Source organism: Pandoraea communis (assembly GCF_902459745.1).
In the GTDB taxonomy this organism is placed as follows: Bacteria; Pseudomonadota; Gammaproteobacteria; order Burkholderiales; family Burkholderiaceae; genus Pandoraea; species Pandoraea communis.
The window spans coordinates 367,333-380,189 of the sequence record NZ_CABPSJ010000003.1; the positions used below are offsets into that span (position 1 = coordinate 367,333).

At 61.4% G+C, this 12,857-nt stretch carries 14 protein-coding genes; 10 read left to right on the forward strand and 4 right to left on the reverse strand.

Annotated features, from left to right (window positions below; all coding sequences use genetic code 11):
- The first annotated feature begins 14 nt into the window (after positions 1–14).
- The 10 genes from nuoI (at position 15) to PCO31110_RS12505 (ending at position 8,865) form a co-directional block, all read left to right on the forward strand.
- Positions 15–506: an NADH-quinone oxidoreductase subunit NuoI gene (gene nuoI, locus PCO31110_RS12460; protein ID WP_010807406.1), complete on the forward strand. Its 492-nt coding sequence runs from the start codon at positions 15–17 to the stop codon at positions 504–506.
- A 79-nt stretch (positions 507–585) separates the two neighbouring features.
- Positions 586–1,221 (forward strand): NADH-quinone oxidoreductase subunit J, encoded by a 636-nt coding sequence (locus PCO31110_RS12465; RefSeq protein ID WP_010807405.1) that lies wholly within the window; start codon positions 586–588, stop codon positions 1,219–1,221.
- A 9-nt stretch (positions 1,222–1,230) separates the two neighbouring features.
- On the forward strand, positions 1,231–1,542 hold the full coding sequence (nuoK, locus tag PCO31110_RS12470; RefSeq protein WP_023596640.1) for an NADH-quinone oxidoreductase subunit NuoK: 312 nt from the start codon (positions 1,231–1,233) through the stop codon (positions 1,540–1,542).
- Positions 1,543–1,559: 17 nt separating this feature from the next.
- Positions 1,560–3,611 carry an NADH-quinone oxidoreductase subunit L gene (nuoL, locus tag PCO31110_RS12475; protein ID WP_010807403.1) on the forward strand — a complete coding sequence of 684 codons (2,052 nt, stop codon included), beginning with the start codon at positions 1,560–1,562 and terminating at the stop codon, positions 3,609–3,611.
- An 18-nt stretch (positions 3,612–3,629) separates the two neighbouring features.
- On the forward strand, positions 3,630–5,111 hold the full coding sequence (locus PCO31110_RS12480) for an NADH-quinone oxidoreductase subunit M (protein ID WP_010807402.1): 1,482 nt from the start codon (positions 3,630–3,632) through the stop codon (positions 5,109–5,111).
- 20 nt (positions 5,112–5,131) lie between these two features.
- Positions 5,132–6,601 (forward strand): NADH-quinone oxidoreductase subunit NuoN, encoded by a 1,470-nt coding sequence (gene nuoN, locus PCO31110_RS12485; RefSeq protein ID WP_010807401.1) that lies wholly within the window; start codon positions 5,132–5,134, stop codon positions 6,599–6,601.
- A 122-nt stretch (positions 6,602–6,723) separates the two neighbouring features.
- On the forward strand, positions 6,724–7,041 hold the full coding sequence (locus PCO31110_RS12490) for a DUF2818 family protein (protein WP_010807400.1): 318 nt from the start codon (positions 6,724–6,726) through the stop codon (positions 7,039–7,041).
- 76 nt (positions 7,042–7,117) lie between these two features.
- Positions 7,118–7,711, forward strand: coding sequence for an NUDIX domain-containing protein (locus tag PCO31110_RS12495; protein WP_010807399.1), 594 nt, complete (start codon positions 7,118–7,120; stop codon positions 7,709–7,711).
- Between the two features lie 63 nt (positions 7,712–7,774).
- A complete protein-coding gene (locus PCO31110_RS12500; RefSeq protein WP_150690566.1) occupies positions 7,775–8,251 on the forward strand; it encodes a DUF1178 family protein in 477 nt (158 codons plus the stop codon).
- Positions 8,252–8,409: 158 nt separating this feature from the next.
- A complete protein-coding gene (locus tag PCO31110_RS12505; protein ID WP_010807397.1) occupies positions 8,410–8,865 on the forward strand; it encodes a MaoC family dehydratase in 456 nt (151 codons plus the stop codon).
- Between the two features lie 63 nt (positions 8,866–8,928).
- On the opposite strand, the gene PCO31110_RS12510 is transcribed toward PCO31110_RS12505, so the two are convergent.
- The 4 genes from PCO31110_RS12510 to PCO31110_RS12525 form a co-directional block, all read right to left on the reverse strand.
- Positions 8,929–9,264 (reverse strand): YegP family protein, encoded by a 336-nt coding sequence (locus tag PCO31110_RS12510; protein WP_010807396.1) that lies wholly within the window; start codon positions 9,262–9,264, stop codon positions 8,929–8,931.
- Positions 9,265–9,551: 287 nt separating this feature from the next.
- Positions 9,552–10,244, reverse strand: coding sequence for a glutathione binding-like protein (locus PCO31110_RS12515; RefSeq protein ID WP_150690567.1), 693 nt, complete (start codon positions 10,242–10,244; stop codon positions 9,552–9,554).
- A 206-nt stretch (positions 10,245–10,450) separates the two neighbouring features.
- Positions 10,451–11,671, reverse strand: coding sequence for an acyl-CoA dehydrogenase family protein (locus tag PCO31110_RS12520; RefSeq protein ID WP_010807394.1), 1,221 nt, complete (start codon positions 11,669–11,671; stop codon positions 10,451–10,453).
- An 11-nt stretch (positions 11,672–11,682) separates the two neighbouring features.
- The gene (locus PCO31110_RS12525) at positions 11,683–12,807 is read right to left on the reverse strand and encodes a phosphotransferase (RefSeq protein WP_150690568.1); all 1,125 of its coding nucleotides are present in this window, start codon (positions 12,805–12,807) and stop codon (positions 11,683–11,685) included.
- Between the last annotated feature and the right edge of the window lie 50 nt (positions 12,808–12,857).

Sequence of the window (12,857 nt, forward strand, 5' to 3'; positions counted from 1 at the left end):
AGTAGAGGAATCCCATGGTAAGGGCAATCAAGGACTTTTTCGGCAGTTTCCTGTTGTTGGAACTGCTCAAGGGCATGGCGCTCACGGGGCGCTACACGTTCGCTCGTAAGGTGACGGTGCAGTTTCCGGAAGAGAAGACGCCGCTGTCGCCGCGTTTTCGCGGTCTGCATGCGCTGCGCCGTTATCCGAACGGTGAAGAGCGCTGCATCGCCTGCAAGTTGTGCGAAGCGGTGTGCCCGGCAATGGCCATCACGATCGAGTCGGATGTGCGTGACGACGGCACTCGCCGTACCACGCGTTACGACATCGATCTGACCAAATGCATTTTCTGCGGCTTCTGCGAAGAAAGCTGCCCGGTGGACTCGATCGTCGAGACACACATTCTCGAGTATCACGGCGAGAAGCGTGGCGATCTGTACTTCACCAAGGAAATGTTGCTCGCGGTGGGCGATCGTTACGAAAACGAAATCGCGGCGGCCAAGGCGGCCGATGCGCCGTACCGTTAAGCAGGGCAGGGCGCGGCAGATCGATGGCGCGCCCGGTACGGCAATTGACGTTGGCTAATTCTCGCGACACCCGGTGATTATGGAATTCACAACCTTTCTTTTCTACGTGTTTGCGCTGATCCTCGTGGTCTCAGGCCTGAAGGTCGTGACCTCGCGCAACCCCGTGCAGTCGGCACTGTTCCTGGTGCTGGCCTTCTTCAACGCCGCGGCGATCTGGATGCTGCTAGAGGCCGAGTTCCTGGCGATCATGCTGGTGCTCGTCTACGTCGGCGCGGTGATGGTGCTGTTCCTGTTCGTGGTGATGATGATCGACATCAATCTCGACGAACTGCGACGGGGCTTCGGCAAGTTCATTCCGCTGGCGAGCACGGTCGGCGCGATCATGATCGTCGAAGCGTCGCTGGTGCTGATGCGCGGCTACGGCGCCACGCGCGCGCCGGTCAAGGCTGTGTCGGCCCCCGATGTGCCGAACACCAAAGCGCTCGGTATCGCGCTGTACACCGACTATATCTTTGCCTTCGAAGTGGCAGGTCTGATCCTGCTGGTGGCCGTTGTGGCAGCCGTTGCGCTCACGATGCGTACCCGTAAGGATCACAAACAGACCGACCCGAGCAAGCAGGTACGCGTGAAGGCGCGCGACCGCGTGCGTCTGGTGTCGATGCCCGCCGAAGCCCGGCAGCAATCCACCGGCACTGACAAGCCGGCGGCGGAATAAGGAGACAGCATGATGTCGTTGTCGCTAGCGCATTACCTGGTGTTGGGCGCGATTCTCTTCGCGATCAGCATTACCGGTATCTTCCTCAACCGCAGAAATGTGATTGTGCTGCTGATGGCCATCGAGCTGATGTTGCTCGCGGTCAATCTGAACTTCGTCGCGTTCTCGCACTACCTGGGCGACATTGCCGGCCAGGTATTCGTGTTCTTCATTCTTACGGTGGCCGCCGCGGAAGCCGCGATCGGTCTGGCCATTCTGGTCACGCTGTTCCGTAAGCTCGAAACGGTCAACGTCGAAGATCTCGACCGCCTTAAGGGTTAACAAAAGCGAACGCTGTTATGGCATCCACATTGAATCCCAACCTGCTGCTCGCGATCCCGCTGGCGCCGCTCGCCGGCTCCCTGATTGCCGGTCTGTTCGGCAAGCAAGTCGGACGCGCGGGCGCCCACACGGTCACGATCCTCGGCGTGCTGGTCGCGTTTGTCCTGTCGGTCATGACCTTCATCGACGTCATGAACGGTGCGAGCTTCAACGCCACCGTTTATGAATGGGCTCGCATCGGCGAACTCAAACTCGAGATCGGCTTCCTCGTCGACACGCTCACCGTCACCATGATGTGCGTGGTCACTTCCGTCTCGCTGATGGTGCACATCTACACCATCGGCTACATGGCGGAAGACCCCGGCTACCAGCGCTTCTTCTCGTACATCTCGCTGTTCACGTTCTCGATGTTGATGCTCGTGATGAGCAACAACTTCCTGCAACTGTTCTTCGGCTGGGAAGCGGTGGGTCTGGTCTCGTACCTGCTGATCGGTTTCTGGTACACGCGTCCGACCGCAATCTACGCCAACATGAAGGCGTTCCTGGTCAACCGTGTCGGTGACTTCGGCTTCCTGCTCGGTATCGGCCTGCTGCTGGCCTTCACCGGCACGCTGAATTACGGCGAAGTGTTCGCCAAGGCCAACGATGTCGCGGCCCTGTCGTTCCCGGGCACCGACTGGCGCCTGATTACGGTGGCCTGTATCTGCCTGTTCATCGGCGCGATGGGTAAGTCGGCACAGTTCCCGCTGCACGTCTGGCTGCCCGACTCGATGGAAGGCCCGACCCCGATCTCGGCACTGATTCACGCGGCCACGATGGTGACCGCAGGTATCTTCATGGTGAGCCGCATGTCGCCGCTGTTCGAGCTGTCGGACACCGCGCTGTCGTTCATCACGATCATCGGTGCGATCACGGCGCTGTTCATGGGCTTCCTGGGCATGATCCAGAACGACATCAAGCGTGTCGTGGCCTACTCGACGCTCTCGCAGCTCGGTTACATGACGGTCGCGCTCGGCGTGTCGGCCTACCCGGTGGCCATCTTCCACCTGATGACGCACGCGTTCTTCAAGGCGCTGCTGTTCCTCGGGGCCGGCTCGGTCATCATCGGTATGCACCACGATCAGGACATGCGCAACATGGGCGGCCTGTGGAAGTACATGCCGATCACGTGGATCACGTCGCTGCTCGGTTCGCTGGCGCTGATCGGCACGCCGTTCTTCTCGGGCTTCTACTCGAAGGACTCGATCATCGAAGCGGTGGCAGCCTCGCATCTGCCGGGTTCGGGCTTCGCTTACTTCGCAGTGGTCGCCAGCGTGTTCGTCACGGCGTTCTACTCGTTCCGTATGTACTTCCTGGTCTTCCACGGCAAGGAGCGTTTCGGTCTGGCGCACCATGACCATCACGACGCGCATCACGAGGAAGAGGAAGAGGATTCGCACGGCGAGCACCATGGTCTGGCACCGGGTCAGAAGCCGCACGAGTCGCCTGCTGTCGTGACGATTCCGCTGATTCTGCTGGCGATCCCGTCGGTCATCATCGGTGCGATTGCGATTGCCCCGATGCTCTTCGGCGAATTCTTCAAGCAGGGCGTGGCGTTCAAGGACGTGATCTTCATCGGCGAGAACCACCCGGCGATGGAAGAACTGAGCCATGAGTTCCACGGTTGGGTAGCGATGGCGCTGCACTCGTTCGGCACGCTGCCGATCGCGTTGTCGGCACTGGGTATCGTGCTCGCAGCCTTCTTCTACCTGAAGCGCCCGGACATTCCGGAAGCACTGAAGAACAAGTTCTCGGGTATCTACAATCTGCTCGACAACAAGTACTACATGGACAAGATCAACGAAGTGGTCTTCGCCAAGGGCGCGCTCAAGATTGGCCGCGGCCTGTGGAAGGCGGGCGATCAGGGTCTCATCGACGGTGCCGTCGTGAATGGCAGCGCGCGTCTGGTGGGCTGGTTCGCCGGTGTCATCCGCTTCGCACAATCCGGTTACATCTACCACTACGCGTTCGCCATGATCATCGGCATGCTCGGGCTCCTGACGCTGTTTGTGACGTTGAACGGCAAGTAATAGGGGGAGCCAACAATAATGCAATCGCTACCGCTTCTGAGTCTGGCCATTTGGCTGCCCATCCTGTCGGGGATCGTTGTCCTCGCAGTGGGGAATGACCGTAACCCGACGGGCGCACGCGTGCTGGCGCTCATCGGTTCGCTGGTGAGCTTCCTGGTCACGCTACCGCTGATCTCGAACTTCGACGCCAACACGCCGGCGTTCCAGTACGTCGAAAAGACGAGCTGGATCGAGCGTTTCCACATCAACTACTTCCTGGGCATCGACGGCATCTCGCTGTGGCTGGTCGTGCTGACCGCGCTCATCACGGTGATCGTGGTGATCGCGGGCTGGGAAGTGATCACGGAGCGTGTGTCGCAGTACATGGCCGCGTTCCTGATCCTCTCGGGGCTGATGATCGGTGTGTTCTCGGCGCAAGACGGCCTGCTGTTCTACGTGTTCTTCGAGGCCACGCTGATCCCGATGTACCTGATCATCGGTGTGTGGGGGGGGCCGAACCGTGTGTACGCAGCGTTCAAGTTCTTCCTGTACACGCTGCTCGGCTCGCTGCTGATGCTGGTCGCGCTGATCTATCTGTACACCGCAACGGGTTCGTTCACGCTGACCGACTGGTACGCGGTGAAGTTGCCGATGAACGTGCAGATACTGCTGTTCGTGGCGTTCTTCATGGCCTTTGCCGTGAAGGTGCCGATGTGGCCGGTGCACACCTGGTTGCCGGACGCTCACGTGGAAGCGCCGACGGGCGGCTCGGTCGTGCTGGCCGCCATCATGCTGAAGCTTGGTGCGTACGGTTTCCTGCGCTTCTCGCTGCCGATCGCCCCGGACGCCAGCCACTACCTGTCGGGCTTCATGATTGCGCTTGCGCTGATCGCCGTCGTCTACATCGGCCTCGTGGCGCTGGTGCAGACCGATATGAAGAAGCTGGTGGCATACTCGTCGATTGCGCACATGGGCTTCGTGATCCTCGGCTTCTTCATGTTCAGCGAAATCGGCATGCAGGGCGCGCTGGTTCAGATGATCTCGCACGGTTTCGTGTCGGGCGCCATGTTCCTGTGTATCGGTGTGCTGTACGACCGCATGCACTCGCGCAACATCGCCGATTACGGCGGTGTGGTGAACACGATGCCGAAGTTTGCGACGTTCTTCATGCTGTTCGCGATGGCCAACAGCGGTCTGCCGGCGACGTCGGGCTTCGTGGGTGAATTCCTGGTGATTTTGGGCGCCGTGAAGCTGAACTTCTGGGTGGGCCTGCTGGCGGCCACTTCGCTGATCACCGGTGCGGCTTACTCGCTGTGGATGTACAAGCGCGTGATCTTCGGTGCCATCGCCAACGACCATGTGCGTGAGCTGATCGATATCAACAAGCGCGAGTTCTTCATGCTGGCCGTGCTGGCTGCACTCACGCTGTTCATGGGTATCTATCCGAAGCCTTTCACGGACCTGATGCACACCTCCGTGGTTAACCTCCTCGCCCACGTGGCGCAGACCAAGCTGCCGTAATCGGGGAGGACATCTAGATCATGCAAAACATTAATCTGCTGCCTGCGTTGCCGGAGGCCATCCTGCTGCTCATGATCCTCGTGATCATGATGTGCGACGCGTTCCTCGGCCAGACGCGCAAGCTGAACTACGTTCTGGCACTCATCACGTCTGCGGTCGTGTCCGTGCTGTGGGCTTGCAATGCCGGGGACCCGGCATCGCACTACCTGTTCGGCAATATGTTCGTCGCCGATCCGATGTCGAACCTGCTCAAGGCCTTCGGTGGTCTGGCAACGTTCGTCACGTTCATCTACGGCCAGAAGTATCTGGAGGCGCGCGGCCTTGCCCGTGGCGACTTCTATGTCCTCAGCCTGTTCTCGCTGCTGGGTCTGTCGGTGATGATCTCGGGCAACAACTTCCTGACGCTGTATCTGGGTCTGGAACTGATGTCCCTGTCGCTGTACGCCCTCGCTGCCGTGTGGCGCGATTCGACGAACGCGACCGAGTCGGCCATGAAGTACTACGTGCTGGGCGCGCTCGCTTCGGGCTTCCTGCTGTACGGCATGTCGATGATGTACGGCGCGACCGGTTCGCTCGAACTGGCCAAGGTCTTCGAAGTCATCGCTTCGGGCGCCGTGAACAAGATCGTGCTCGTGTTCGGCGTGGTGTTCGTGGTCGCCGGTCTGGCGTTCAAGCTGGGCGCTGCTCCGTTCCACATGTGGGTGCCGGACGTCTACCAAGGCGCACCGACCCCGGTCACGCTGCTCATCGGTGGCGCGCCGAAGCTGGGTGCGTTTGCACTGCTGCTGCGTTTGCTCGTCGAAGGCATGCTGCCGCTGGCGATCGACTGGCAACAGATGCTGATCATCCTGGCGGTGCTCTCGCTGGTGATCGGTAACCTGACGGCCATCGTGCAGACCAACGTCAAGCGTCTGCTGGCGTATTCGACGATCTCGCACATGGGTTTCGTGCTGCTCGGCATGCTCTCGGGCGTGGTCGGCGGCAAGATCGACGGTATCGCCGACGCTTACGGTTCGTCGCTGTTCTACAGCGTGATCTACCTGCTGACGACGCTGGGCACGTTCGGTATCGTGCTGCTGCTCTCGCGCAAGGGCTTTGAAGCCGAGAACCTCACGGATCTGAAGGGCCTGAACCAGCGTAGCCCGTGGTTCGCCTTCGTCATGCTGATGCTGATGTTCTCGCTGGCCGGCATTCCGCCGCTGGCGGGCTTCTATGCCAAGCTGGCTGTGCTGCAAGCCGTGGTCAACGCCGGTATGGTGTGGCTGGCCGTCGTGGCCGTGATCGCATCGCTGATCGGCGCGTTCTACTACCTGCGTGTCGTCAAGCTGATGTACTTCGACAAGCCGGAAGACGCCAATGCGCTGGAAGGCAGCGGTACGATGCGCTTCGTGCTGTCGCTGAACGGTCTGGTGCTGGTTTATCTGGGCCTGATGCCGGGCTCGTTGATGGATTGGTGCCTGCGCACCATCAAACTGACGCTGGCCAGCTAAGCGGCCGGGGACGTTCGGAAGCGCGACGTCGGCGAAGGCAACGACGCCGACAGGAAACCGGGCAGGGCGGGCCGAGATGGCCGGCCCGGCTCAAGAGAGACAAACAGGCGGAGGCAAGAACGATGGGCATGTCGGCAGGGGGTACGCTTGTGATTCTGCTGGCCGCGCTGGGCGCGAACCTGCCGTTCGTGAATCAGCGCCTGTTCGGCCTCATTGCGCTCAAGCGGGCGATCAAGCCGCTGTGGCTGCGTCTGATCGAACTGGTGGTGGCCTATTTCGTGGTGCGCGCCCTCGGATATCTGATCGAATCGGGCATCGGCAACGTGTTTTCGCAGGGCTGGGAGTTCTACGCCGTGACGGCGAGTCTGTTTGTCGTGTTCGCGTTTCCGGGCTTCGTTTACCGATATTTGTGGCGTCATCGACCGGCGGTGGCCGCTTGAGATGTCTGCTTTGCAAAACGCCGCCCTTGGGCGGCGTTTTGTTTTGGGTTCGCCAATTTTCAGCCGTGGAGGGCTTATGACCCAACGTCAAACCGACGATCAACATCTGATTGAGACATGTGTTACGAGTGAGACGGTCTACGACGGTGCATTCCTGACCATCAAGCGCGATCGCGTCCGTCTGCCCGATGGCAAGACAGCCGTGCGCGAGTACACCACCCACCCGGGGGCGGTCATGGTGATTCCGCTTTTCGAAGACGGTCAGGTGCTCATGGAGCGTCAGTATCGTTACCCGCTCGAGCGTGTGATGACGGAATTGCCCGCAGGCAAGCTCGACGACGCCGAAGGCGGTCTGGCCTGTGGTCAGCGTGAACTGCTGGAAGAGACCGGGTACTACGCCAAGCGCTGGGACTACCTCACGCGTATTCATCCGGTGATTTCGTATTCGACGGAATTCATCGATATCTGGCTCGCACGCGACCTCACGCTTGGCGAGCAGCGTCTCGATGAAGGCGAGTTTCTCGACGTGTTCAAGATGCCTGCGACCGAACTGCTGCAGTGGGTGCGCGACGGGCGCATAACGGACGTAAAATCGATCATCGGCGCGTTCTGGCTGGAGAAGATATTATCGGGAGTCTGGCAGCCGAACGAGCGTTCGCCGCTGCGCTGATCCATCGTCATTATTTCAGCTCGTGCCTTGCGACTGGCGGGGCCGGGACACATTCATAGCGTCATGAAGGTTTTTGATTTGCGTTGTGCACACGAGCACACCTTCGAGGGCTGGTTTGGCTCGGAGGACGATTACCTTTCGCAGCAAGCGCGGGGGCTGGTGACTTGCCCCGTTTGCGGTGATACGGCGATCGTTCGCATGCCGTCTGCGCCGCGCCTGAACTTGTCGGGGGCGACCTCGCGAGCCGATGCCGCGCCGCCAGCGGCCATGCCGGGGCAGCAAGGCGCTTCGGGCGGCGCCATCGAGGCGAAACGCGAATTGCAGACGCTGTGGATGAAGGCTGTGCGCCACGTCATGGCGAACACGGAAGACGTCGGCAGCAACTTCGCGGAGGAAGCCCGCAAGATCCATTATCGGGAAGCCCCGGAGCGCAATATCCGAGGGACGGTGTCTCGGGAAGAGACCGAGGCGCTGGCGGAGGAGGGCATCGACGTGATGCCGCTCCCCATTCCCGACGGCTTCAAGGATACGTTACAGTAAGCCCATCGCCGGAGCCGGTTCGGGGTGCGGCAGCGCCGGCATCCGGTGCAGTCCTGGCTTTTGCTGGCGATCGCTGCGCTATTTCCACGCATTTGCACGCATTTCCATTCTCACGCGCCCGACAGACGACGCCGGCGCGCCGTACGGAGGAGTTCGCGATGGCAACGTTCGAGTATTACTTCGAGGATTTCGCAGTAGGCGACACCTTCGATCTGGGCGAATACACGTTCACGGCAGACGAGATCGTGCACTTTGCCCGGCAGTTCGATCCCCAGCCGTTTCACGTCGATGAGTTGGCCGGCCGCGAGTCTCATTTCGGCGGACTGGTGGCCAGTGGCTGGCACACTTGCAGCATCATGATGCGGATGAATGTCGACAAGCTGCTCTCGCGCTCGGCGAGCATGGGGTCACCGGGCGTCGAACAGATCGAATGGCTCAAGCCGGTGCGCCCAGGGGACACGATCAACGTGACGAGCAGCACGCTGGAGGTTCGCGCGTCGAAGAGTCGTCCCGATCGCGGTATCGTGCGGCAGCTCTGGACAGCCACGAACCAGCATGGCGAGGAAGTGTGCCGGTTCCGGGGAACGGGGCTCTATCTGAAGCGCGTCGTCTGAAGCCAACTGAAAAAAAACGGCAGACGGCTTGGCCGGCGGGCGTTTCGGCCCGCCGCGCAGCACTCAATGCGACAAATCGCTCACCGACGCCGCCGGGGCGTCGCGTTTGACCTGAGTGATGCCGTCTTCCATCTGCTCGGCTGTCGAGAACATCTGGCTCTGGCCGATGATCTCGCCATTGCGCGCCTTGAGCACGAAGTAGGGGCGGCCTGACGTCGATGTCTTGCGCTCGAAACGATGATCCTCGACCGAGTTTTTGCGAACGGACTCGATGCCGTTCTGCGCAGAGGCACGCGCCTTATAAGTCTCGGAAGAGAGGATGATGTGCCCGCTGTCGGCCAGCAGGTGAAAGTGAAATTCACCGTTCGGGCTACGCTTGAGTTCGAACTTGCCTGACATATGTGGATCTCCCGGATCTTCCAAAAGCCAGCGGCGAGGGACTGCGAACTGCAAGAGACGACGGCAGAGGGCCGCGTCGGAGAAACCTTGAAAACCTCTTGATATACAGACTCGGTGGCGCCTACGTATCGAGCGGATTGCGCTTAGATTAGCACCGCCCGCGTCCCGGCGATACCGCAGTTTGTTTCGAAGTGTAAACCACTTCCCGCGATGGCCTGCCGAACCGGGACTTGAGGTGCGGCAAGGCACCGGCGGGAGATTGTGGTGCCGGCGTTGCGGCGCACGCTTTAGTGGCGCGCGTACTGTGTCGCGCCGAACAGCATTTCGCGGGCCTTGTCGTCTTGCAACGGCTTGCGCGCGTCGGCCAGCACCTTGATACCGCGCTGCACCGCCGGACGTGCCTCGATGGCCTCGAACCATGTCTGCACGTTGGGGAAGTCCGAAAGCTCGACGCCCTGGTTCTTCCATGAGCGCAGCCACGGCCAGATGGCGATGTCCGCGATGGTGTACATATCGCCAGCAACATACGGATGGCTGCTCAGCCGCTTGTCGAGCACACCATACAGACGCCGCGCCTCGTTCGTGTAGCGCTTGATCGCGTAATCGATCTTCTCGGGGGCGTAGATCCGGAAATGGTGCGCCTGACCGAGCATCGGCCCCACGCTGCCCATCTGGAACATCAGCCATTCGAGGGTTTCGTACTTGCCACGCACGTCTTCCGGCAGGAAGCGGCCGGTCTTGCCCGCCAGATACAACAGAATCGCGCCCGACTCGAACAGCGAGATCGGTTTGCCGTCCGGACCGTCTTCGTCGACGATGGCCGGGATCTTGTTGTTCGGCGAGATGGCGAGAAAGGCATCCTTGAACTGATCGCCTGCGCCGATATCGACGGCATGTGCGTGGTAGGGCAACCCGCACTCTTCGAGCATGATGTGGACTTTGTGGCCGTTAGGCGTAGCCCAGGAATAGACCTGAATCAATTGCGGCTCCTCATTGGGGCGTCGGTCGACGCCGTTCCCCGTCAAGGCGTGGCGACGATCGCGTCAGGCGCCCGGCACGGTGGTGTCTCAGATGACGAAACGGGCCGGGGGGCGAGCGTCGCCCCCCGGAAAAACTGCCCGGAAATTACACCACAGAACGTTTTTCTCTGCCGGGCGCGAGGTCAGCAAGCAGTGCCGGTGTCGGCCTATGCGTTCAGGTAACGCGCCAGTTCCAGTTTGGCGATGGCATTGCGGTGAACTTCGTCCGGGCCATCCGCGAAGCGCAAGGTGCGGGCGCTGGCATAGGCGTAAGCCAGTGGGAAGTCGCCCGAAAGCCCTGCCGCGCCGTGTGCCTGCATCGCCCAGTCGAGCACCTGACATGCCATGTTCGGCGCGACAACCTTGATCATCGCGATTTCCGCCCGCGCCGCCTTGTTGCCCACCGTATCCATCATGTAAGCCGCTTTGAGCGTGAGCAGACGCGCCTGCTCGATCTGGCAGCGTGCTTCGGCGATGCGCTCTCGCGTTACGCCCTGCGCGGCGATCGGTTTGCCGAATGCCACGCGCGCGAGTGTGCGTTGACACATCAGCGACAGGGCGCGCTCTGCCAGGCCGATGAGCCGCATGCAGTGGTGGATGCGTCCCGGTCCGAGACGTCCCTGCGCGATCTCGAAACCGCGTCCTTCGCCGAGCAGGATGCTGCTCGCGGGCACGCGAACGTCGTCGAGTTCGATCTCCATGTGACCGTGCGGAGCGTCGTCGTAACCGAACACGGTGAGCGGGCGAACGCGCGAGATTCCCTTGGCATCCGAGGGCACGAGAATCATCGATTGCTGTGTGTGCTTGGGGGCATCCGGGTCGGTCTTGCCCATCACGATGTAGAGCGCACAACGCGGGTCGCCTGCGCCGGTCGACCACCATTTGCGTCCGTTGATAACGTAGTCATCACCGTCACGGCGAATCCGGCATTGCACGTTGGTGGCGTCGGACGAGGCGACGTCCGGTTCCGTCATCAGAAACGCGGAACGAATCTCGCCGCGCAGCAGCGGTTCGAGCCATTGCGCTTTTTGCGCGTCAGTCGCGTAGCGCTCGAGCGTTTCCATGTTGCCGGTGTCGGGGGCATTGCAGTTGAAGACTTCGGGGGCCCACGGCACTTGTCCCATGATCTCGCACAGGGGCGCGTACTCGACGTTGCTCAGGCCCGCACCGCGCCCGGAGTCGGGCAGGAATAGGTTCCAGAGCCCTGCCTGCCGGGCGAGCGGCTTGAGGCGTTCGATGACCTGCGACGGTTGCCACGCGTCGCCCTGACGGCGCGCGATCTCGATTTCTTCGAGATAGCGATGTTCATTCGGGAAGATGTGTTCGTCGAAGAAGGCGGAAAGGCGCGCACACAAGGCTTCGACTTTGGGGCTGTAGCTGAAATCCATGAGGTCTCCGTTCAGTGTCTGTCTGCGTGACCAGGGGCCGGGGCTGTGCTGCGTTGTGCGCGCAGTGCATATGCCCACGCGAGTTCGGCCATCGGACGCGCGCGCTTGCCTGCGTCGAGCGCTTGCTGGCTGGCCGCAGTGCCGTCGACGACGCGTTTCATGATGCCTTGCAGAATCGCGGCGATACGGAACATGTTGTATGCGAGATAGAAATGCCACTGCGCGGGCGGCTTGATGCCCGTGCGCTCGCCATATCGGGTGACGTAGGTGCTTTCGTCGGGAATGCCGAGCGCTTGCCAGTCGAGTCCGGCGATACCGCGAAACACGCCGGGGCTCACATGCCACGCCATGCAGTGGTAGCTGAAGTCGGCGAGCGGGTCGCCGAGTGTCGACAGTTCCCAGTCGAGCACAGCGAGTACACGGGGTTCGGTGGGGTGGAAGATCAGGTTGTCCAGACGGAAGTCGCCGTGCACGATGGTCGTGCGCTCGGGCACGTCGGCAGGCAGATGTGCGGGCAGCCACGCGATGAGCTGGTCCATGGCGTCGATGGTTTCAGTCTCCGACGCGCGGTACTGCTTGCTCCACCGGGCGATCTGCCGGGCGATGTAGTCGCCGGGTTTGCCGTAGGACTCAAGCCCGACGGCGCGATAGTCGACCCGGTGCAGTGCCGAGATGACGCGGTTCATTTCGTCGTAGATGGCGCTGCGCTCGGCCGCCGTCATGCCGGGCAGCGAGGGGTCCCAGAATACGCGTCCCGGCACGAAGTCCATGACGTAGAACGCCAGTCCGATCACGCTTTCGTCCTCGCATAAGCCTCGCATGCGAGCGACGGGGACGTCGGTGCCTGCGAGCGCATCCATCACGCGGTACTCACGCTCGATGGCGTGGGCAGACGGAAGGAGTTTGGCCGCCGGCGCAGGCTTGGTACGCAGCACGTAGGCGGCGCCGGGGGTGGACAGGCGATAGGTGGGGTTGGACTGGCCGCCGTTGAATTGGGTGACGGTCAACGGCCCGGCGAAGCCGCCGACGTGTGCGATGAGCCAGCGCTCGAGCGCGACGGTATCGAAGGGCGCGTGCTCGCCAAGTGCGCGTTCGCCTGCAAATGCGGAAAAGTCCTGTGGAAGCTCCTCGGCCATGCTGTCTCCTGCATTTCCGGTGCTACGTTGATCGTGACGATTCGACTGCG